Annotated in this window: 22 protein-coding genes; 9 read left to right on the top strand and 13 right to left on the bottom strand. The window is 66.7% G+C overall.

The window, feature by feature from the left end; translation table 11 throughout:
• Positions 1-16: 16 nt before the first annotated feature.
• From HBF26_RS09825 to HBF26_RS09805, 5 genes are all read right to left on the bottom strand, one after another.
• Positions 17-1,525, bottom strand: a complete 1,509-nt coding sequence (locus HBF26_RS09825) for a B12-binding domain-containing radical SAM protein (RefSeq protein ID WP_193569831.1) — start codon at positions 1,523-1,525, stop codon at positions 17-19.
• The gene (locus HBF26_RS09820; RefSeq protein ID WP_167125437.1) at positions 1,522-2,238 is read right to left on the bottom strand and encodes a class I SAM-dependent methyltransferase; all 717 of its coding nucleotides are present in this window, start codon (positions 2,236-2,238) and stop codon (positions 1,522-1,524) included. Before HBF26_RS09820 ends, HBF26_RS09825 begins: the two co-directional genes overlap by 4 nt.
• On the bottom strand, positions 2,235-3,446 hold the full coding sequence (locus HBF26_RS09815; protein ID WP_167125435.1) for an amidohydrolase family protein: 1,212 nt from the start codon (positions 3,444-3,446) through the stop codon (positions 2,235-2,237). The genes HBF26_RS09820 and HBF26_RS09815 overlap by 4 nt, the downstream gene beginning before the upstream one ends.
• Positions 3,447-3,448: 2 nt before the next feature.
• Positions 3,449-4,294, bottom strand: a complete 846-nt coding sequence (locus HBF26_RS09810) for a class I SAM-dependent methyltransferase (protein WP_167125433.1) — start codon at positions 4,292-4,294, stop codon at positions 3,449-3,451.
• 391 nt (positions 4,295-4,685) lie between these two features.
• The gene (locus HBF26_RS09805; RefSeq protein ID WP_167125431.1) at positions 4,686-5,108 is read right to left on the bottom strand and encodes a hypothetical protein; all 423 of its coding nucleotides are present in this window, start codon (positions 5,106-5,108) and stop codon (positions 4,686-4,688) included.
• A 206-nt stretch (positions 5,109-5,314) separates the two neighbouring features.
• Here HBF26_RS09805 and HBF26_RS09800 point away from each other — a divergent pair, with 206 nt between their 5' ends.
• The gene (locus tag HBF26_RS09800) at positions 5,315-5,767 is read left to right on the top strand and encodes a DUF4879 domain-containing protein (RefSeq protein ID WP_275690574.1); all 453 of its coding nucleotides are present in this window, start codon (positions 5,315-5,317) and stop codon (positions 5,765-5,767) included.
• Positions 5,768-6,110: 343 nt separating this feature from the next.
• On the opposite strand, the gene HBF26_RS09795 is transcribed toward HBF26_RS09800, so the two are convergent.
• From HBF26_RS09795 to HBF26_RS09770, 6 genes are read right to left on the bottom strand one after another with little or no spacing between them, the layout of a single operon-like run.
• The gene (locus HBF26_RS09795) at positions 6,111-6,956 is read right to left on the bottom strand and encodes a Wzz/FepE/Etk N-terminal domain-containing protein (protein ID WP_167125427.1); all 846 of its coding nucleotides are present in this window, start codon (positions 6,954-6,956) and stop codon (positions 6,111-6,113) included.
• Positions 6,929-8,113: a hypothetical protein gene (locus HBF26_RS09790; RefSeq protein WP_167125425.1), complete on the bottom strand. Its 1,185-nt coding sequence runs from the start codon at positions 8,111-8,113 to the stop codon at positions 6,929-6,931. The genes HBF26_RS09795 and HBF26_RS09790 overlap by 28 nt, the downstream gene beginning before the upstream one ends.
• Positions 8,110-9,048 carry a glycosyltransferase gene (locus HBF26_RS09785; RefSeq protein WP_167125423.1) on the bottom strand — a complete coding sequence of 313 codons (939 nt, stop codon included), beginning with the start codon at positions 9,046-9,048 and terminating at the stop codon, positions 8,110-8,112. Before HBF26_RS09785 ends, HBF26_RS09790 begins: the two co-directional genes overlap by 4 nt.
• Before the next feature lies 1 nt (position 9,049).
• Positions 9,050-10,300, bottom strand: a complete 1,251-nt coding sequence (locus HBF26_RS09780) for an O-antigen translocase (protein WP_167125421.1) — start codon at positions 10,298-10,300, stop codon at positions 9,050-9,052.
• On the bottom strand, positions 10,297-11,424 hold the full coding sequence (locus HBF26_RS09775) for a DegT/DnrJ/EryC1/StrS family aminotransferase (RefSeq protein WP_167125419.1): 1,128 nt from the start codon (positions 11,422-11,424) through the stop codon (positions 10,297-10,299). The genes HBF26_RS09780 and HBF26_RS09775 overlap by 4 nt, the downstream gene beginning before the upstream one ends.
• Positions 11,418-11,843, bottom strand: a complete 426-nt coding sequence (locus HBF26_RS09770; protein ID WP_167125417.1) for a sugar 3,4-ketoisomerase — start codon at positions 11,841-11,843, stop codon at positions 11,418-11,420. The genes HBF26_RS09775 and HBF26_RS09770 overlap by 7 nt, the downstream gene beginning before the upstream one ends.
• Positions 11,844-11,980: 137 nt before the next feature.
• Here HBF26_RS09770 and HBF26_RS09765 point away from each other — a divergent pair, with 137 nt between their 5' ends.
• The 8 genes from HBF26_RS09765 to dusB all read left to right on the top strand — a co-directional run bounded on the left by HBF26_RS09765 (position 11,981) and on the right by dusB (position 18,734).
• On the top strand, positions 11,981-12,529 hold the full coding sequence (locus HBF26_RS09765; protein ID WP_167125415.1) for a cytochrome b: 549 nt from the start codon (positions 11,981-11,983) through the stop codon (positions 12,527-12,529).
• 50 nt (positions 12,530-12,579) lie between these two features.
• Positions 12,580-13,920, top strand: a complete 1,341-nt coding sequence (locus HBF26_RS09760) for a cytochrome C (protein WP_167125413.1) — start codon at positions 12,580-12,582, stop codon at positions 13,918-13,920.
• Between the two features lie 20 nt (positions 13,921-13,940).
• The gene (locus tag HBF26_RS09755) at positions 13,941-14,327 is read left to right on the top strand and encodes a c-type cytochrome (protein ID WP_338039658.1); all 387 of its coding nucleotides are present in this window, start codon (positions 13,941-13,943) and stop codon (positions 14,325-14,327) included.
• Positions 14,328-14,369: 42 nt separating this feature from the next.
• On the top strand, positions 14,370-15,140 hold the full coding sequence (locus HBF26_RS09750; RefSeq protein WP_167125409.1) for a TorF family putative porin: 771 nt from the start codon (positions 14,370-14,372) through the stop codon (positions 15,138-15,140).
• Between the two features lie 70 nt (positions 15,141-15,210).
• Positions 15,211-15,795, top strand: a complete 585-nt coding sequence (locus HBF26_RS09745; RefSeq protein WP_167125407.1) for an RNA polymerase sigma factor — start codon at positions 15,211-15,213, stop codon at positions 15,793-15,795.
• Positions 15,792-16,436, top strand: a complete 645-nt coding sequence (locus tag HBF26_RS09740) for a zf-HC2 domain-containing protein (protein WP_167125405.1) — start codon at positions 15,792-15,794, stop codon at positions 16,434-16,436. The genes HBF26_RS09745 and HBF26_RS09740 overlap by 4 nt, the downstream gene beginning before the upstream one ends.
• On the top strand, positions 16,433-17,737 hold the full coding sequence (locus tag HBF26_RS09735; RefSeq protein WP_167125403.1) for a S8 family peptidase: 1,305 nt from the start codon (positions 16,433-16,435) through the stop codon (positions 17,735-17,737). The genes HBF26_RS09740 and HBF26_RS09735 overlap by 4 nt, the downstream gene beginning before the upstream one ends.
• 10 nt (positions 17,738-17,747) lie before the next feature.
• On the top strand, positions 17,748-18,734 hold the full coding sequence (dusB, locus tag HBF26_RS09730; RefSeq protein ID WP_167125401.1) for a tRNA dihydrouridine synthase DusB: 987 nt from the start codon (positions 17,748-17,750) through the stop codon (positions 18,732-18,734).
• Here dusB and HBF26_RS09725 read toward each other — a convergent pair.
• On the bottom strand, positions 18,718-19,212 hold the full coding sequence (locus HBF26_RS09725; RefSeq protein WP_167125399.1) for a DUF417 family protein: 495 nt from the start codon (positions 19,210-19,212) through the stop codon (positions 18,718-18,720). The genes dusB and HBF26_RS09725 overlap by 17 nt on opposite strands.
• 128 nt (positions 19,213-19,340) lie before the next feature.
• Positions 19,341-20,834, bottom strand: a complete 1,494-nt coding sequence (locus HBF26_RS09720) for a S1 family peptidase (protein WP_338039657.1) — start codon at positions 20,832-20,834, stop codon at positions 19,341-19,343.
• Positions 20,835-20,991: the final 157 nt, after the last annotated feature.

The raw sequence follows: 20,991 nt of genomic DNA, 5'->3' as shown, positions 1-20,991 counted from the left end.
CACGCGCGCTGCCCCGTCAGAGGCCCGAGACCTGCGGCATCCGCAGGCGCACGAGCCGGTTGGCCAGGTTGAGCTCCCACGGACGGTCGTAGCGGCGCCGACGGTAGCGCCACGCCGCCATCGCACTGAGACCGCGCTTGGCCCAGGGCGGCGAGCGCAGGTCCTGCACGGTGGGGAAGCGGCAGCGCAGCACGGTCACGAAATCCTGGATATGCCGGCGCAGGTCGTCGCTCAGCCACGGCGCGTCCGCATGGCAGGCATAGTCCACCCATCGGCGCTCGGTCCATTCCTCCGGCGAGGTGGGAAACACCACCGGATCGCCGTTGAGATCGAGCAAGGGCATCGAGGCACGCTTGCCGCGCTCCTTCTCGTGCTTGCTGCCCTCCGGCAACGGCGTGTAGATATAAACGATGATCTCCGACTGCGGATTGATCTTCTTCAGTTCGCGAATGAACTCGAACGTGTGCAGCGTCTCTTCCTCGGTGTTCACCGGCGGCGCAACCATGAACGAAAGCTCCGGGATCACGCCGTGCCGCCGGCACAGTTCCGCCACCTCGAGGGTCTGGTCCGGTCGCGTGCCTTTGCGTATCTCCTTGAGCATCGCACCGCTGGGCGATTCCGCGCCGATATACGCCATGCGCAGGCGGCTCTTGCGCACCAGCTTCCAGGTGGATTCGGAGAGGTTCAGCAGGGCGTCGGAACGCGCGTAGCACCACCACGGCAGTTCCAGCTTCGCCATGATCTCGAGCAGGGGCACCATGTCCGCTTCGCGGTCGAAGAAGTTATGGTCGAAGAACTGGATGGAGTCGGCGCCGAGCTGATGCTTCAGGTAACCGAGATCGCGTTCCAGGCGCGCGGTGGTGGGCAATGCCGTGGCGCCGCCGAACATCGCCGCCACGCCGCAGAAGGTGCAGCGGAAACGGCAACCGATGGCGGCCTGGTGCGCCGCCGTGCGCCGGCCAAGGAACGTGGGTGCGAGGTAGCGCCGCGGATCGCCGAGCTTGTCGTAAGGCAGCACGATGCCGCTGTTGTCCAGCGAAAAACGCCGGTTGGGGTTGTGCACGACGACGCCATCGTTCTTCCAGGAAAGGCCGCCGATGCGCGACAGGTCGCGTTCGCCCCGTCCCAGCGCCGCGAGGAGTTCCGGCAAGCTCTCCTCGCCCTGCCCGCGTATCGCATAGTCCACGTAAGGCGCGGACAGCGCGGTGTCGGTGTACAGCGTGGGGAAATAGCCGCCCCACACGATCGGGAGGTCGGGGCGGTGTTCGCGGATCGCCTTCGACACGGCGATCGACGGCGCCATCTGCGGCCCTCCCATCACGCTGATGCCGACGGCGTCGAAACGCTCTTCGCCCAGCGCGCGCAGGGTGGCGTCCACCACGTCGCGATCCACATTGCCGTCCACGATGCGGCTGCTGCCGTTCCGGTCGAGGGCCGCCGACAGGTGCAACAGCGACAAGGGAAAGCGCGCGCTGGCGCGCGAGGTGACGGTGGGATTCACAAGAAGCGTGTTCGTGGGCGTCATGACTGCCATCCGGGAACGGAAACGCCAACGCGGCGCAGGAGGAACACCAATGCCACCGGCACCTCGAGCGCCTTGCGGTCGAAGTGCGCGTCTGGGGGAATGTCGCGAGGGTCGAGCATGGGTTCGCGCACCTGTTCGATGGCCAGGCCGAGTCGCGCGCAGGCCGCGTGCCAGTGGCTGTACAGATGTGGCGTATGGCGCGCGGCATAGCGTCGGCCGCCCGCCTTGAAATCGCGAAGCCAGCCCAGCGCGTGCCCGATGGGATGGACGTCGCTGCACACCACGTAACCGCCCGACCGGGTGACGCGGCACAGCTCCGCCAGCGCCGGTTGCAGTGCCTCGACGTGCCCGACGGTGAGACCACACACGGTGAGGTCGGCGGTCGCATCGTCCAATGGCAGGGCGTCCAGACCGCCTTCGCTCAGCACCACGCGCGACATGTCGCTCCCAAGCTCCGTTGCTGCGCGGGCGAGCATGGCCGGCGACAGATCCACACCGTGGACGCGTGCCGCGCCGCGGGCGAGCACATGCCTCACATAGCGCCCGCTGCCGCAGCCGGCATCGACCACGGTGGCACCGGTCAGGTCGTCGGGCAACAGTTCCAGCATCGCCCGTTCTTCCGTGCGCATCACGGGATTGTGTGCGTGCGCCGGGTAATGAGCTGCCCAGAGTTCATAGGCCTCCACCGGTTCCAGGATAGGTGTGCCGTTCATGCGCACTCCCCTGCGCGGCGCGCGGGACGCAGGGGTGCCACAAGCTCCAGTCCAGGCTCCATGGCCAGAAGGTCGGCGTCGGCGAAAGCGCGCGCGAGCAATTTCGGCTTGCCGTCGAGCGTCACGGACATCGTGTCGACCTTCGCGGCGTCGAACCACGGGGCGAAGTCAGGGTCGGCCAGGCACGGCAAGCCGTCGCGCACGACCGCACGCAGATCGGCGCGCGAGAGCCCCACCAGGTTGTGCGCGCTTCCCGCACCGCGGTCCTCGACGATGACCAGGTCCGCGACGTAGCCCGGGTCGATCCGGCCGCGCGCAGGCAGCCGAAGCACGCGGGCCGCATCGCTGGTCGCCAGTCCCAGCAACGCCTCGCCATCCAGTTCGCCGCGTGCAGCCTCCGTGCGCAGTTCCTCCAGCAGGTCGCGTGCGCCGCTCAGGCGCGAGTCGCTGCCGAGCGCGAGCCGTCCCGCCGCCTGCAACGGACGCGGGTCGAGCGAGCGACCGAGCAGGCGATGGTTGCTGCCCGGGCACCAAACGACGGAGGCGCCCACTTCGATCACGCGAGCGACGTCGCGGGTGCCCATGCCCACGCCGTGAATCAGGACGGTGTTCGCCGCAAGGCAACCCATGCGGTCGAGTTCACCGAGTTCGTTAGCGGCCACGTCGTCGGTGCCTTCGGCAAGGTGGATCATCCACGGCATGCCAAACGGCGTGGCGGCGAAGCTCGCCCGCAGGGGCGGCCCATACGCCGGTCCGTGCAGCGCATAGCTCCAGCCGTGGTCGCGCAGGACGCCCACCGGAAAGTCGGGGCCGTCCAGGACGGGATGCCAAGGATCGTGGTGCGCCACGAAGGTCACACCCGAAAGAAGGTTCTTCAGCCCGCCATGGCGCATGCGCCGCGCCTTCGGCACGGCGAGCGACGCCACGGTGGCGGGGGCGGCGAAATGGGACTGGAAGGCGGCGATCCAGTCGTAGGCGCTGGGAAATACGGCGTCGCCGGGCAGCGGCGGCACGTTATTCACCTGGAGGTGGTCGTGCGCATTGATGAGGCCCGGAAAGATCACGTGGTCGCGCAAATCCACCGGCACGGAACGGATGCCGGCCCGCGCGACGATGCGGTCGCCGCGAAGATGCAAAGGGGCGCGGCCCGCCCCGGCCAGACGCGCACCGGAGAGGGCGAAACCCGGTAGCAAGGCGGCGCCGCGCATGCTCAACGCCGATGCATCACGATAAGGAAATGGTCGCCCATGTCGCGCAGCACGGGCAGACCGCCGAAGCGGTCGTCCAGCCGGCCCAGGCGCTCGTACCGCTCGGGTCGCCGGCGGTAGCGGTCCACCATGTAGGGCGGCGGCAGGAACAGGCTGAGCGCGCGATAGCTTGCGAGCGAGAAGTGCTCCGCGAATGCCGCGTAAAACTCGCGGGGTGTGTAATACCAGGTCCAGATGGTGTGGCCGTTCATACCGACCTCGCGCACGCCCTTCCCGAAGCGGATGCCTGCCCGCCCGAAGCGGCGGCGAACGGCATAGTGCGCGAGTTCCCATGGGCACACGCGACCCATGACGGAAAAGACGAGGCTACCGCCGGGGCGAACCAGCCGCGCGCACTCGTCGGCCACGGCGCGAAGGTCGGGTGCGCAATTCAACGGCCCAAAGTTGGAATAGACACCGTCGAACCGTCCACCCAGGAGGAACAGCTGCTGGATGCCGAGGTGCACCGCACTGAGATGCTCCTGCACACCCTCGTTCACCGCGCGGGCGCGCGTGCGCGCCACCATTTCCGGTGACCAGTCGCTGGCGACCACGTGGTAGCCGTGGCGTGCGAATTCCACCGCATCCAGTCCGGTGCCGCATCCAAGATCGAGCAGGCGCGAGCCGGCGGGAAGTTCCGCGCCAACGGTATGCCACATCGTCGTGCGCATGCGCTGGATCAGTTCGTTGTTGCCACGCGGCCCGTCGTAGTCGGCCGCCACGCTGTCGAAGGCGCGTTGCGTGTCGAGGAGACGTGCCTCGTCGAACGCCCCGGATGCCGGCTGTCCCGTTTCTGCTTGCTCGTTCATGGCGGTGGGTGCCGTGCTGGGGCGGTTAGGTTTAACCGGCCGTCTCGGTAGCGCTCTCAGAAGCGGCTCGGCTACGCCATCGCATGAACGCTCGTGCGTATTGGCGAGAGCCCTCGGCCGATCCCCTCGTCGCTACGCTGCGGTGTCGCTTGGGCAAAGAGGGCCACTGCGTGGCCCATGTCCTATGGCTTGCGCCCCGGCGCGCACGGACGGTCGGCGGGGTTTTCCGACTCGACATCCCTGTCTCGGCGGAAAAGGCCGGCCATCCTGGCCGGCCCCCTTCGGGCCTTGTCCGCCGACCGCCCTCACCTCCGCTACCCGCGCCGAGGGGACCGGCCGAGGGCTCTTCCAGGCGGCGCGGCAACCTGCGAAAGAAGCGATTCGCTCCGCTTCAGGCTCTGATATCGATTCCGCGTGGCGTGCCGTCCAGACGGACCAGCAGGTCGAGCACGCGTTGGTGCCGGTCTCGCTCTTCGAGCCGCCCACCGGAAGCGAGCTCGGCAATCTCATCGCGCATCCGGTCATAGGAAATGCGCATGGGCAAGCGAAGGTGTTCGGCGTTCGTGGCGCACGGTGCGGTGGGAGGAATGCACGTGATGTAGATATCGAGCGCCTCTTCGTGAGTTATTTGTCCCGACTGACATAGATGGTTGAGCGTGTCTATGTATTCGCCGACTGTCATGTGCTGGAAATCTATTTTTGGCGCGGCGTCGACCTTGGGCTCGGCAACCGATACCAAAGTTGCGGCTGGCGGGTTCTTCGCAGTGCCGGGAGGGACTCGGACTGTGACGGTCCGGTTCGCTTGTATGTCCATATCGTTCCTCGACGAGTCGGTTGGTCGCCCGAGGATGATGCAACTGGCACGCCGGTTCCGATCAGGTCGATGCGTTTGGGCAGCGGCCTACAGATATTTCAGGGTCAAGAGCGATCGCCTATGCAAGGAGAGACGGCATAAGTGGTGATGAAGGGCACGTAGCTTCCCATCTTGCAGCGCCTCGTCTGCAGATGGAGGTTTAACCCATGTATCGAGCCCTACTGGCTTCGGCGACACTACTTCTCATTCTTTCCCCGGCGTCCGCTCAGACACACAACTTCGGTAGAGGTGTGTCTCCTGGCATTTCGCAGGTATCGGTCATGGCGGTCCAGTCAGCAACGGTCGCCTTCGAGGACACGGAACATGCCTCTATGACCAAGTCCCACCATGGCGGTGCCCATGTGCACGTGGTTACGGTGGAGCGCGGTATGGGCCAGGCTGCCGCCACGATGAACGGTGCGAATCTCAGGGAACTGAAAACGGTTGGTGTCTGCGATCGCGGTGGCGGCTACTGGGTGAAATGTCGAAACGGGCAGACGATTGAAGGTCGGCTTCGTGTCTGGGACGCGACCGGAAAAGGCAATGGTGTATTCGTGGTGCGTTCCACCTCCAACAACTGGCCGCGAAACACGCTGTCCAGTTCCCTTTCAATTCGCTAGGTCGGCCCGGACGCGCCTCACGGCGCACCGGCTTTCCCACACGACTCCCAACCGTCAAAGGAGCCCTCGGCTGTCCCCCTCGGCGCGGGTAGCGGAGGTGAGGGCGGTCGGCGGATAAGGCCCGAAGGGGGCCGGCCAGGATGGCCGGCCTTTTCCGCCGAGACAGGGATGTCGAGTCGGAAAACCCCGCCGACCGTCCGTGCGCGCCGGGGCGCAAGCCATAGGACATGGGCCGCGCAGCGGCCCTCTTTGCCCAAGCGACACCGCAGCGTAGCGCCGAGGGGGACAGCCGAGGGCTCCCTCCCTACCGTCAGAGCGCTACTGCGATGGGGCAGCCGAGCCGCTAATGCGATGGCGAAGCCGAGCCCGCCGCGAGATCCCTAGCCGAACGGCGCAACGCATGCCGAGCAACAGCCGCCAGCGACGCAAGAAACGCCGCCGCCAGCAGCCCGATACCGAGGGTAAGCAAGGTATTGGGGAATACCCTGTCTTTGTCGACGTAGACCGGCCAGGCGAGCGAGGTTTCGTAGGTGTAATTGGGCAGCTGCCGCAGTGCGAGCTCGGCGCGTACCTGCTCCAGGGCGCGAATGTCCTGGTCGCTGGTGGCGACGGCCAGGTCGGTCAGCGCCGCCTGATCGTTCCGTCCCGTGTTGCCGGCGAGCAGTTTGTCGCGGCGCGCCTGCGCGTCCTTCAGGCGTGCGTCGACCGCGTCGAGGCGATGACGGACGAACGCCAGCGGGGCGGCGGCGATCTGCGCGTGTGCGGCGTGCAACACCGTCGCCGCCGCCGTCGCCAGTTCCTTCGCGTCCTCCGCCGAATAGCCGCGCACGCGCAGCTTCACGAGATTGGCGTACGCCAGCTGCTCGATCTTCATGCTGCCACGGAAGAGCTTCGCCTCGGGCGCGTCGACGGGCACGCCCACGCTTTTCAGCACATCGTCCTGGAAGGCCCGCGTCTCGAGGCGCTCGACCGTGCGCGAGAACGCCTCGACGTGCGGATCCTGGCCCGTGGGGGCGGTGCCCACCTGTCCGATCTGGATCCACGCAGTGGCCTCCCACTGGCTGCGCGCATGATGGAGGTAGGCGACGGTGAGGGCGAGGACGACGAACCCCACGCCGACGAACCAGCGCCATTCGCGGACAACGATGCGCCACATGTCGATCAGGTAGATTTCGTCGTCGTTTGCCATGCGGGTAACTCGTGGTGGTGATCGGAAAGGAGAGAAGGCATCGCGGCACGCCGGTTCGGAAGCAGGCCGGCAAGCAGTTGCAGCAACAGGCAAAGGGCGAGGAAACCGCCGTTCATCCAGATGAAGATCTGCGGCGCGAAGGGCGACATCACCGAAACGTAGGCAATGCGCAGGAACATGAGCAGCCCGAAGAGCGGCACCGCGGGGCGAAGCCGCCGCACGCACCACAGCAGCAGCGCATAGGCCGCAACCATGGCTACCACGGCGCCACCCGCGCCCCATGCCATCAGGAACGGCAGGTATTCGGTGCCGACGTTGATGTTGATGGCGTCCAGGGGGATGTCGGTGTCGGCAGTGGCCAGGGCGCCGCTGCCGGGTACGAGCTGGTGCAGCAGGAAATCCGTATTCGTGTAGTGCTTGGCGAGCATCGCGGCGAAGTTGTAGGGACCGGCACTCACATACAGCAACAACCACTTCACGCCCTGAGGCGCAGAGCGGTAGAGATCGCCGAAGGGGAGCGTCACGTGCTCGATGGAACCCGAACGAAGTGTCCCCAGCACGGAAAACACGACGCAACCGATCAAGCCCAGGAGAGCGATCGCCTTCCATGGCAGAGGGCGGGCCTCGTCGCGGCGGAAGGCCAGCACGAAGGCGATGGAAAACAGTCCCGCGAAGATCCGGTTGCGATCGATCACCATCACCGGGAACGCGAGTCCTATCACGATCAGCCCGGACCGCAGCGCAGGATGGCGCGCACAAAGCAGGCCGATCACGGGCAGGATCCAGCACATGTCGGAAATGTGGCGAAGGTGTTCGCGCCCTGGTTCCAGCGTCGCGTACGACGAAGGATTGCTGATGAGCGGCACGGGATAGAGCAGCAGGTCGAGCAGACAGAAGACGACCACCACGCCGGCAAAGGCGAGCGCGACGAACCCTTCGCGCGTGCCGGCGTACGTGCGCTCGCGGAATCGCCACGGCGCCGGCAGCCGCGGTGCGCAGCAGACGTCCGCCAGCATGATGCCCAGCGAGGCGAACACGAGCAGGAGGATGCCTTGTCCGTATCCTTCGGGGAGGTCGTAGGTAAGCAGCGTGATGCCGCACGCCAGCAGCATCGGCAGGCAGAGGTAGGTGGACGGCAGACGCAGCAATCGTTTCACGCCGCACCCATGCGATGGCGACCGTGCGCGACGCGGAGCCTCGAGATCGCCAGCAGCGCGACATAGGCTGCCATGTGCACGGCGACCTTTCCCATCCTGCCCTGCAGGTAGGCGATCTTCGCACCGATGCGGCATGCCTCCGCACGCAGCAGCGTGCGGTCCGGCTCGGCGAACATGCAGACGCGGCGCAGTGCCACCTCGCGTGCCTCGGTGAGGTTCACGATGCGTGTGGCCGTATGGCGCGTCTTGCTGAAGTTGGCACCGTGCAGACGGTATGCGCAGACCTTCTCGTCGACGAAACCGATGGCGTCGCGCGCAGCAAGGCGCAGGAAGAGGTCCCAGTCGTCGATGCGAAGGCCTTCGGTCCAGCGCGCGACGGTTTCAAGGGCGCCCTTGCGCAGCATGGTCACCGGCCCGCCGATGGCCCAATGGCTGATCACGGCACGGCGAATGCCCTCGTCGGTACGGTACAGGCGTTTGTCTGCGCCATGCAGGTCGCTCATGCCACTGTCGAGCAACTTCCGGCCGTCGCGGTCGACGACCACGCAGTCGCCAATGGCGGCGCCCTTGCCCGGATGTGCCATCAGGTAGCGCACCAGGGTCTCCGAACCACCCGGCAGGAAGAAATCGTCGCTGGCGCCGATGCGCAGGAATTCGCCATGCGCGCGTGCCGCCAGCTCGTTCAGGGTGGCGGCAATGCCCTTGTTCTCGCGGCTCACGTATTCCACGGGGATATCGTCGCGGTGCCGCGCCAGCCACGCCTCGATGCATCCGGCGGTGCCGTCCGTCGAGCCGTCGTCGATGATCACGATCTCCTTCGCCGGGTAGTGGTCGGCGAGAATGCTGTCCAGGCATTCCCGCACGAAAGCCTCGTGGTTGTAGGCGGGCACGAGCACCGAAACGAGCGGCATCGACGTTGTCGCCGGGGCGGTCATGTCACAGGGCTCCCAGGTAGCGCCTTGCCACGGCAACGTTGAAGAGCAGGTAGATCGCGTAGTTCGCGGCAAAGGCGTACATCGCGCCGACCAGACCGAAACGGATCGACAAGGCGTGCACGAGGAGGAAGTACGTTCCGGCGAAAACGAGTTCGGAGACGATGAAGAGCCGAGTCATCGCCTTGGCGAGCATGAGGTAGGCAAGCACGAACGAAGCGATCTTCAGCACGTCGCCGATTAGCTGCGGCGCATACAGGTCGTTCGCCGCCGCGAAATCGCCACTGAAAAGCACCCTGGTGACCACATCGCGCATCAGGTAGATGACGACCGCCACCCCCATCACCGCAGGCAGGAGGTAACGCCACGCTTCGCCCAGGGCGGCGACCAAAGCCCCCCGCTCCTTCGCCGCCGCAAGCCGGGGCAGGTAATGCATGTTGATCGCCGCGACCACGAACAAAAGGTAGGCGTCCGACACACGGGTGACCGCCTGCCAGTAGCCGACCTGCTCCCATCCGAAGCGGGCGGCGAGATCGTCGCGCACGGCGATGTTCACCAACGGCGGCACCAGCGCCGACGTCAGCGTCATCGTCGAGAACGCGGCGAGCCGGCGGGTCATCTCCCGATCGAAGCGCATGCGGAGCATCCCGCGCTGGAAGTACGGACTGCGCCACCATGCGGGCAAGCCCACCACGAGCCACAGCACCTGTCCCAGCACCAGGGAAAGCAGCGCGCCATACAGATGCAGCCAGCGCGAGAGCGCGAGCGCCGCCAGCATCGCCAGCGCCGAACCGGCGACCTGCACCAGCGCCAACCGGCGAACGTCCATGAAACCGTTGATGACCGCGAGGATGTAGTTGACGGCTGCGACGCCCAGTTGCGCGATGGCGAGCACGCGCACGAGCCCGGCATACGCCGTGTCGCCCAACAACCATGCGGCGATCCTCTCGCTGAAGAGCCACGTCACGAGGCCCATCGCACAGGAGGCCAGCAGCGCGTACCACAGGGCGGCGGACAGAAGACGCGCAAGGCGCGCCGCGTCGTCGCGGTATTCCGCCACGTACTTCACCACCGCGGAGCCGATGCCTCCCCCGGCGAACACCGCCAGTAGCGACATCAGGCTGATGAACTGGCCCAGCCGCCCGACGCCGGCGGGGCCCGCGAACGAGGCGACCAGCTTCACCACGAGCAGCGCGGCAAGCAGGCGCGCGGCCGTTCCCGCCGCCGAATAGAGACCTGTCCGGACGATGTTCATGCGAGGGGAAACGACAGGCAGGCGTCCACCACCTGCGCCACCTGGTCCGCACGAAGGCGTGGCCCCATCGGCAGGCTCACCACCTCGTCGTGGATGCGCTCCGTGAGCGGCAGCGACAGGTGCCGCAGCTGCACATAGGCCTCCTGGCGGTGCGGCGGAATCGGGTAGTGCACCAGCGTTTGCACGCCCCGGGAGGCCAGGTGCTTGCGCAGGGCGTCGCGTCGCGCGCTGCGCACCACGAAAAGATGCCACGCGTGGCTGCCCGGGCTTCCCTCACCCGGCACCCGGATGGCGGGATGGACGATCGACTGCCGATAGACGGCGGCGATCCGCTGCCGTGCCAGGTTCTCCGCATCGAGGTGGCGGAGCTTCACCCGCAACACGGCGGCCTGCCATTCGTCGAGACGGGAGTTCACGCCTTGCCGGTCGTGCCGGTACTTCTCCACCGAACCGTAGTTGCGCAATGCGCGCACGGCCGCGGCAAGCCGATCGTCATCGGTCACGACGGCGCCGCCGTCGCCCAGGGCACCGAGGTTCTTGCCGGGATAGAAGCTGAACCCCGCCGCGTCGCCGAACGCGCCGGCCTTTCGCCCGAGCGACGCCGCGCCGTGCGCCTGCGCGGCGTCTTCGATCAGCAGGAGACCGTGTCGCCGGGCGATGGTCGCGAGTGCGGCCATATCGGCAAGGCGGCCATAGAGATGAACCGCCATGATCGCGCGCGTACGCGGTCCGATGGCATCCTCGACGCGCGACGGATCGAGGTTGAACGAGGCATCGTCCGGTTCCACCGGCACGGGCACCAGGCGGTTGCCGCTCACGGCGAGGAACGTCGCGATGAACGTGTTGGCCGGCACGATCACCTCGTCGCCCTCCGCCAGCTCGCCCATGTCGATGTAGGCACGCAGGATCAGCGACAGCGCGTCCAGTCCGTTACCCACACCCACGGCGTGGCGCACGCCGCACCAGGCAGCGAATTCGCGCTCGAAGCAGGACAACTCCTCGCCCATGACGTACCAGCCGGAGTCGATGACCCTGGCCGCGGCGGCCTTCAGTTCGTCGGCATGCGCGGCATTGGCCTCGCGAAGGTCGAGGAATGGCACCACCGGCGACGCCGATGTCACCATGCGCTTCCCTCCAGCCTGGCTTCGCCCTTCACCTCGCGAATGAACTCGTCGTAATCGGTGATGTAGTCGGCCGGGTCGTAGAGCTGGTCGGCCAGCACCATCAGCACGCAGTCCTCGCTGAAATCGTAGAGGTCGCGCCATACCATGCTTCCGAGGAGAAGCCCCCGGGTGGGGTCGTTCAGCGTGACCGTGCTCGGGCCGGTGCCGTCGTCGAGCAGGAAGGTGACGCTGCCTCGCACCGCCACCGCCAGCTGATTGAGGTGCCGGTGCGCGTGCATGCCGCGGTGCACGTCGGTGCTGGTCGCGAAAAGGTAATACACGCGCCTGATCGGGAAGGGAACGTTGCGCTCCTGCTCGAGGGCGACAAGCATCCCGCGGCTGTCGCCGTGCGTCTGCAGGGGTATCGATTGGATGTCCATGTGCGGGCGACCTGCTGTGCTGACGGCGGACTCGAGGCTGAGTGCCACGCCGTTCGACAAAAGGTTGCGGCCGCGCAGTGCAACCTTCCCGCCCCACGGCGGCACTCAACCGGACACGACACCCGAGGGGCCCCGGCATGGAGAGAAACGAACCGGTACCGACGCGACCGCGCAAGCTGGTGGCGTTGCACTGGCTCACCGTGTTCTGCGTGGCCGTCGCGGCCACGCTGATCCTGCTTCGCGACGAACTCGACGGCCGGGCCCTGCGCGCCTGGTTGCTCGAAGGCCATCGTCACGCCGGACTGCTGGTGCTGCTGCTTTTCGGTGTTCGGGTGTGGCTGCGCATCCGCTACGGCAAATTGCAGCCGGGCGGCGATCATTCGCGCATCGTGCGGTTCGCTGCCGGCGTCACGCACATTGCCCTATATGCGTTGCTGCTCGCGCTGCCCTTGCTCGGCTGGGCGATGTGCGGAGCCGCGGGACTGGACGTGCACTTCTTCGGGCTCACCCTTCCGGCCCTGGTCGGCGAGAACGAGGACCTGGCGGACAGGCTGCAGGCGTGGCACGTGGACGCGGCCTGGGCGCTGCTCGTGCTGGTGACCCTGCACCTTTCCGCCGCCCTCTGGCACCACTTCGTGGTGCGCGATCACACCTTGCGAATGATGTTACCCGGGCGCCGCCGCTGATGCGCGGCCGCCGTACGTTGCGATCCATCGACAGTAAGAAGGAACCGACCATGCTGCCGCCAACGAACCGACGCGCGAAGCGAAGGAACCACATTTTCATCCTGGGCGGCATGCTCGCCGCGCTGCTGCTGTTCGTCACCGGCACCGCGCAGGCCATTCCCGCCTATGCGCGACAGACCGGCGCTGCCTGCGCCGACTGCCACGCCGGTGCCTACGGCCCCGCGCTTACGCCTTATGGCATGCGCTTCAAGCTGGGTGGCTATACCGACACGGACGGCAAGGGCACGAAGATTCCGCTGGCCCTGCAGTTGACCGAAACGCACAGCAATCCGGCACGCGGCAACAGCAGCACCGATCTGTCCGAAGGCGACCTCTACCTCGCCGGCCGGCTCACCGACCAGGTGGGGGGCTTCGTCAAGGCTGAGGCCGATCACACCGGCCACAACACCTACAACACGAAACTCAGCAGCGTGGACCTCCGCTTCGTGGCCAAGGAACTGAAGATCGGCGGCAAGGACACCTTGTTCGGCATCAGCGTGAACAACAGTCCGGGCTTCAACGACCCGATCTCCGCCCTGCCCTCCGCCAGCTTCCTCGGCCCCGCCGGCGTCACGGGCTCGCTCCTCAACCCGTCCAGCCCCAACTCGCTGGCCAACCGCGTCATCGGGGCCACGGCCTATGCCCTGTATGACGACAACTGGTACGGGGAGGCGGGCACGTATCGATCGTTGCCCACTTCGCAGCAGGACCACCTCGGCTACAACATCGGCGGCGATCCGGGCCGGCTGCGCGATACCGCTTACGGGCGCTTCGCCTACATGAAGGACATGAAGAAGCAGTTCTTCTCGGCCGGCGTGGTGGGCCTCACCACGAAACGGCAGTTGCCGCGCTCCGGCCCCAGCGACGACATCGTGGACCTCGGCTACGACCTCACCTACCAGTACCTGGGCAACCGCGATCACATCGTGCAACTGGCCTACGTGAACATCCTCGAGAAGCGCGACTACGGCAGTACGCCCCTGATCGGCGGCGTGCTCGCGCGGGACAAGGGCATCGTGCACGACCAGACGATGACCGTGACCTATACGTTCAAGCAGACCTACGGTCTGACCTTCACCCACTTCAAGAGCACGGGCTCGCGCGACCTCGCCCGCTTCGGCCCGTCGGGCGATCCGGATACCACCACCAACCTCATCAGCCTGTACTGGGCGCCGTTCGGTAAGGACGATTCGTATACCTCGATCGCCAACCTGAAGCTCGCGGCCACCTGGTTCCGCTTCAGCCGCTTCGCCGGCAGGGAGGACGACATCTTCTTCGCAGCACCGGGCACGCAACGTACCGACGCACGCGATCTGAATGCGTTCTCCATCTCGGCCAGCATCGCTTTCTGACCATGACGGGAGCCGCACGCGTGTCGTTATCCAACCGTTGTTTCCTGGCACTGTTCGCACTTGTCGCCGGGGCCCTGGCACCCCCGGCCGCCCGGGCCGGCGACGCCTCCGCCGGCAAGGACGTCTTCAAGACCGAATGCGCCGAATGCCACGCCGTAGCGGAAGGCCGCAACAAGAAAGGTCCCAGCCTGTTCGGTATCGTCGGCAGGAAGGCCGGTAGCGTTTCCGACTATGACTATTCCGATGCACTGAAGCACAGTCCCTGGACATGGACGACGGAACAGTTGCATACGTATCTGTCGCAGCCGGCGAAAAAAGCCAACCCGGGCACGAAAATGAAATACGACGGCCTGGACGATGCGAAGGACCTCGACAATCTGATTTCCTATCTCGAGACCCTTCATTAGAGTGTGTGCGGGCCGAGCCGAGCCCGAGGGCTGAATGCACAGATGGAGTACGGTCCCGCGTTCACGAACGCACCGCAACGCCGGCCGAGGGCCGGCGTCCGCGTGAACCGCGGCGCGTTCGCGTGCGCCATGGCCGCTTGCGCGGCGTTCGCCTGCCACGAGGCACGGGCCGAGGACTCCCCCTTCAGCGGTACCGTCGCCGTCGCATCGCAACTGGTGGACCGCGGCCTGGCGATCACCCGCCCCGGCCCCGTCTTCCAGGGCGCGCTCAACTGGACCTCGCCCTCGGGCTGGTCCGCCGGCGTCTCCGCCAGCGCGGAAGCGCGCACACCGCGCGGGTTCGTCGGATTCGTTGCGCAGGTTGCCCATTCCTGGTCGCTCTCGCCGGACTGGCAAATGCAGGCCAGCCTTCTCGACTACCGCTATCCGCGCCACGGCGGCGGAAGAACGTACGACCGCACCGAACTCGGCGTGAGCTGGATCTATCGCGACGTGCTGACCTTCGGGCTCTCTGCGTCGCATCTGGACCGCTACGGCGGGCAGAGGCCGCGCGGGGCCGCCGATCTGGGTTTCCGGTGGCCACTGGCCCATGGGCTCGCCTTCACGGCGAGCGCCGGCGTCGCCCAGGAACTGGTGCCGCCGCGCGGCGCCGGTTACGAGCGTCGGAACCACTACTATTACGGCCACGCCGGCGTGGCCTGGGACCGCGGCCCCTGGCGCGTTGAGGTGGCCCACGTCACGAGCGATCGCGACCGGCCCAGGTACCAGTACAAGGTCTCACCATGGATCGCGACCGTGGCGTGGACTTTCTGAAAGGTGACGGGCGCAACCTTTTTCGTCCCGCCCGGCACCCAAGAGTCATGCAAACCCACGAGCCACGCCCATGAGCGACGCCGACAACCAGGCCGACGCGACAGACCGCCAGCTGCTGCGGCGCATGGCGGAGGGCGACCGGGCCGCGCTCTCCGTGATGTACCGCGCCTACCATGGCCGGCTCTGCCGGTTCCTGTCGCGCATCACCCGGCGCGCCGATGTCGTCGAGGAAGCCATCAACGACTGTTTCTGGATCGCCTGGCAGAAAGCCGGCACCTTCCAGGGCGATTCCCGGGTGTCCACCTGGATCATGGGCATCGCGTACCGCTGCGGCCTCAAGGCATTGCGCCAGCATGGCAGCGAGCCGGTGGACGAGGACAGCCTGCCCGAGGACCGCACGCCTTCGCACGACCCGGACGACGACCGCGTGATGCGCGACTGGCTGGGCAAGGGCCTGGAGCGGCTCTCGGCCGACCAGCGCGTGGTGGTGGAACTCGTCTACGGCGTGGGCCACACGCTGGACGACGTGGCGACCATCATGGGTTGCCCGGTGGGCACGGTGAAGGCCCGTCTTTTCCACGCGCGCGTGAAGCTGCGCAACGTGCTCCCCGGCCTTGCCGGCGAGCGAAACATACACAGAGAGAATGCGCCATGACCCTCCAGAAGGATGCCGGCAGGGATTGCACACGAGCCTGGGAAGCGATGCCCTGGGTACTGCGGGGCGATGCTCCCACCACGCAAGACGACTGGCTGCGGGCGCACCTCGCCGGCTGCCATGGCTGCCGAGAGGAATTCGCGCAGCAGGAACGCCTGCGCGAAGCCCTGTCCCTGCCGTCCGATCTTCCGCTCGACGCCGAAGCGGGCCTCGCCCGCCTGATGGCCCGCCTCGACGAAGAGGAGGCACGGCCGCCCGTGGCGCGCCGCCTTGCCTCATCGGGTTGGCTCGTGCGCGCCCTGGCCGCCGCGGTGCTGGTGCAGGCTGTCGGCATCGGCGTGCTGGGCGTGAAGCTGCGCGGCGAAGCACCGCCCGCGCCCGTCTACCGAACGCTGAGCAGCCAGGACGAAGCCCCCGCGGCCGCCGGCTCGTTGCGTGTGGTGCCGCAGGCCGCGATGAAGGTTGCCGAGTGGAACCAGCTGTTGCAGAGCCTGCATCTGCGCGTGGCGGGCGGTCCGAACGAGGTCGGCGCGTACACGCTGGTCCAGGAAGACGGCAAACCGGCATCGGACGAAACATTGCAGCGCCTGCGGGGCACGCAGGGCATCCGCTTCGCGGAGCGTGTCGCCGGAGCACCATGAAGCGCTTGCTGGCCGTCATCGCAGCATGCCTGCTTGTGCCCGCTCTCGCGGGCTGCGCACCGACGCGCGCGCTTGCAGGCAAGCCGGCGGCTTCGACCGCACCCGCAGGCGGTGTCGCCGGCATGGACAGCGGCCGCGACATCGTCCTGGCCGTAGCGAATCCGCTGGACCCCGCCCCGACCCACGCCGGCTCGAACCTGCTCGGCTATAGCCCCGCGGCGAATTACGGCTCGGGCCAGCGCGCGGCCTCGGCGCTCGCGGACATCGAAAAAGCGTACGGCGTGCACACGATCACCGGTTGGCCGATCAAGGCCCTGGGCCTTTATTGCGTGGTGATGCAGCCGCCGCCCGGCGTGGACCGCGACGCATTGATCGCCCGGCTTGCCGCCGATGCCCGCGTGCAATTGGCACAGCCGCTTCAGGATTACACCGTCTACGGCGACGCGGATAGCGCGCAGACCGGGGGTCGGCGCTACAACGACCCGTACACGGACCTCCAGCGCGGCTTCGTCGAAACCCGTGCGGCGGTCGCCCATACCGTCACCCAGGGCGACGGCGTGCACGTGGCCGTCGTCGACACCGGCGCGGACATGAGCCACCCCGACCTGCGTGATCACGTACGCGATGCCGGCGATGCCGTGGACGGCGACGCGGCACGTTACAACGGCGACCGCCACGGCACCGAGGTGGCGGGCATCATCGCCGCCGAGGGCGACAACCATCAGGGCATGGTCGGCATGGCGCCGAAGGCGCGCATCAGCGTGTACAAGGCCTGCTGGTATCCCCAGCCCGACAAGGGCGCGCGCTGCAATTCGTTCACTCTCGCCAAGGCTCTCGCCGCGGTGAACGACACCGACGCCCGCATCGTGAACTTGAGCCTTGGCGGCCCCGCGGATCCCTTGCTGGGCAAGCTGCTCGCCCAGTTGCTCGAACGCGGCCGCATCGTCGTGGCCGCGCTGCCGCCGGGCGGCGGTACCGGCGGTTTTCCCGACAACGCACCCGGCGTGCTCGTCGTGCGCTCGAGCGACACGTCACCCGCCGCACCGGGCATTCTGAGCGCGCCAGGCAAGGACATCCTCACCACGCAACCCGGCGGCGGTTACGATTTCTCCTCCGGCTCGTCCATGGCCGCCGCCCATGTGAGCGGCATTCTCGCCCTCCTCCTCTCCATCTCGCCGCGACTGGATGCGGCCAAGGCCCGCGACATCCTCCTGCGCACGAGCAGCGTCACCCACGGCATGCTCGAGGTGGACGCGGCCGCCGCGGTGGCCGCGCTGGGCGCGGAGCGCAGAAAGCCGTAAAATCAACGGCATGCGCATCGGCCCCTACACCATCGCGCCTGCCGTGGTGCTGGCGCCCATGGCCGGCGTCACCGACAAGCCGTTCCGTCTCCTGTGCAAGCGCATGGGGGCCGGGCTTGCGGTGTCCGAGATGACCACGGCCGATCCGCGGCTGTGGAACACGCGCAAGTCGCTGCGGCGCATGGACCACGACGGCGAGCCCGAACCGGTAAGCGTGCAGATCGCGGGGTATGACCCGGGCATGCTCGCCGAGGCTGCGCGGTACAACGCCGACAACGGCGCGCAGATCGTCGACATCAACATGGGTTGCCCGGCCAAGAAGGTGTGCAACGTGTGGTCCGGTTCCGCCCTGCTCCAGGACGAACCCCTGGTGGCGCGCATTCTGCACGCGGTGGTGAAGGCGGTGGACGTGCCGGTCACGCTGAAGATCCGCACCGGCTGGGATCGCGAGCATCGGAACGCCCTCACCATCGCCCGCATCGCCGAGGATGCGGGCATCGCCGCCCTGTCGGTGCACGGACGTACGCGCGCCGACAAGTACGAGGGCGAAGCCGAATACGCGACCATCGCGGCGGTGAAGGCCAGCGTCTCCATTCCCGTGCTCGCCAATGGCGACATCGTCGACCCGGCGAAGGCACGCGACGTGCTGCGCATCACCGGTGCCGACGCCGTCATGATCGGCCGCGGCGCCCAGGGCCGCCCATGGATCTTCCGCGAGATCGCCCATCACCTTGAAACCGGCGGTTTCCTTCCGGAACCCCCGCCGGCCGAAGTGCGCGACATCCTCACCGGCCACCTTGAACACCTCTACGCCTTTTACGGCGAGACGATGGGTGTGCGCATCGCGCGCAAGCACCTCGGGTGGTACGCGAAGGACCGGCCCGAGAACGCCGCCTTCCGCCATGTGGTGAACAGGGCGGAAGACGCCGCCACGCAGCTTCGCCTCACACGCGACTACTTCGACGCCCTGGAAGCCGGCGTCACGCTGGCTGCCTGACCGCCAGCGCGCGGAGCACGTCCTGCCTGAGCAGGTACACCGAAACGACCAGCAGCACGAGATCCTTCAGCAGGAAGGCCGCGTTCATCGCCATCGCAGGGAATCCGCCGGCGCCGGCGTCCCAGCCATCGGGAACGAAGGGAAGAATGGTCAGGGTGGAGACGAAGGTGGCTATCGAACCAAGCGCACCCAGCACACCGAGCTTCTTGTTCCAGAAACCCAGAAGGAGCAACGACCCGAACGTCCATTCGGCGCTGCCGAGAAGAATGGCGGTGCCGTGGATACCCAGTACCGGGATCGTCCAGGAGATAAGCGGCCCCTGGCTGATCAGCGGGGCCAGCGCAGTGATTTCGGATTCGAACCACTTGTCGTAGCCGAACCAGGCGAAGATGACGACCATCGCGGCGCGAAGCAGGTGGTAGTCGAGGTCTTTCTTCAAGAGGCCGGAGCGGGCGAGGAGGCTGAGCAGGGTGTTCATGGCGATTCCTTCGTGATTTTGAGTGCGACGAGCGCACTTTACGAAGGGATCTCGAGATTATTTAGTCCTATTTTTCCCTTTTTGATGCTCGAAAGTATCACGCACTGCGACGCCGCACGTACGTCGGCTCAGTGCTTCAAGAGACAGCGAGCGCTGGCTTGCTGGATGGCGTCGTCCCTACCGAATTCGTCGGCGATCCTCGCGCCCTCGAGGCGAGAGGTGATGCGCCGGCCCATGATCGACCACGTGGGGACCAAGGCAGCGATGCGATTCGGAATATCGGGATTCCATGTCTCCACATCGTCGAGGAACCATTGAATCGTCGGCCTCGCCTGCATGTGGCTTTGCATCGACAGCACTTTTCCGCCGGAAAGAACGACGCTCACCCGATAGCGCGGATAATCGTCGGTCCAGCCGCCTTCGAAATACGAGGCAGCGGCAGCGACGCGTCTGCGAGCGTCCATGAACCTTTTGGAGAAGGCATCCTCGGATGCCGAGCAACGGTTGAGGTAGAGCGATGCGAAGACGGAAGCTTCGTTCGACTTGGCCCAATCCTCATCCACGAGCCGCGACAGCGCGCTGTCGCGCAAGACGGGCGGAGCGCGCCAGAGTTCGCGCAACGCCTTCACCTGGCCGAGCGAGCGATGTCCCGTGATCGACGCCCGGTCCGACGCCAAACCATGGACCATTTCGTCGTACATGCTCTCGGAGGTATTCACGTCCCCGGTGATGAGGTAGTCGGTGGCATCCTTGGTCAATACATAAGTTTCGCCCGCCGCGGCGCCAAGCGTCGCCCAACCGAACTCGATCGTGACCTTCTCGACTTCCGCCGCATCCATCTGCCGCGCGAACGCCATGACTTTCTCGATCCACGGTTTATAGACCGAAACGCGGACCTGGAACGTGCGCTGTCCATAGATGCCCGGACGGAACGATTCGACGGACCCCGTGGGCATCTTCCAGTCCGCCAGTCCCGCCAGCGTCGGGCGGCCGCCGTCGTCGATCAACACAGGGCCGCCGCTATCGCCATCGCCAAGCTGGCCTTCGAGCGGAAGCGCATCGCGGCCGCGGTCGAAGGTGTAGCCGATCCACTTCGTGTCGACGGTGTCGATGACGTTGTTTGCGCGACGCAGCTCCCCCCGATGCGGAGAATCCTTGACCTGCCCTGTCAGACCGTTACCCGTCGCCCCCTTCCCATAAAGCGTGGCGATCTTGCCTTTCTCGTCGCGGCCGTCGTAGAGGGGCACGGGCGCCACGTCTTCCACGGGCGCCTCGAGTTCGAGCAGTGCCACGTCGTCGTTCTTGCTCAGAAATGCCACGAGAGGCGCCGAGTCTCCCTTGAGGAGTTCGGCCCCCGGCATGGCGAAGCCATCGTGGACAACCTTTGCCTTGACCGCCCGGGGAATACCCAGAATGGTCACCTCCTTGACGGGACCGAACCGCACGGCATGCGCGACGGTCAGCACCCATCGCGGATCGATGAGGACACCGTGCCCCTCGCCGGGGAGATCCACCAGCGCCGGAAATTCCGACGGCGCCACGCGGTACGAGCCATCCGGCACATCGTCGCGGATCACGACGGCGTGTGCGCCCGCGGCCATGGCAAGAACGGCGGCAGCCACCGCCATACGTGTCCTTAATAGCATCTTGTCCCCCTTGAGCCACGCATGATACCGCGTGCCGTTGTTCCGACACGCCGCGCCCCGCCTCCAGGTTGTCCCGTGTCCCGAAGGCCAGGAGGCCCGCCCCGAACCTTGGTTTAATTGCCCATACCGAGTG

This window comes from Luteibacter jiangsuensis (genome assembly GCF_011742555.1).
Taxonomy (GTDB): Bacteria; Pseudomonadota; Gammaproteobacteria; order Xanthomonadales; family Rhodanobacteraceae; genus Luteibacter; species Luteibacter jiangsuensis.
Note: the sequence above shows the minus strand (reverse complement) of the source record. Positions and strands in the feature narration are given on the sequence as shown.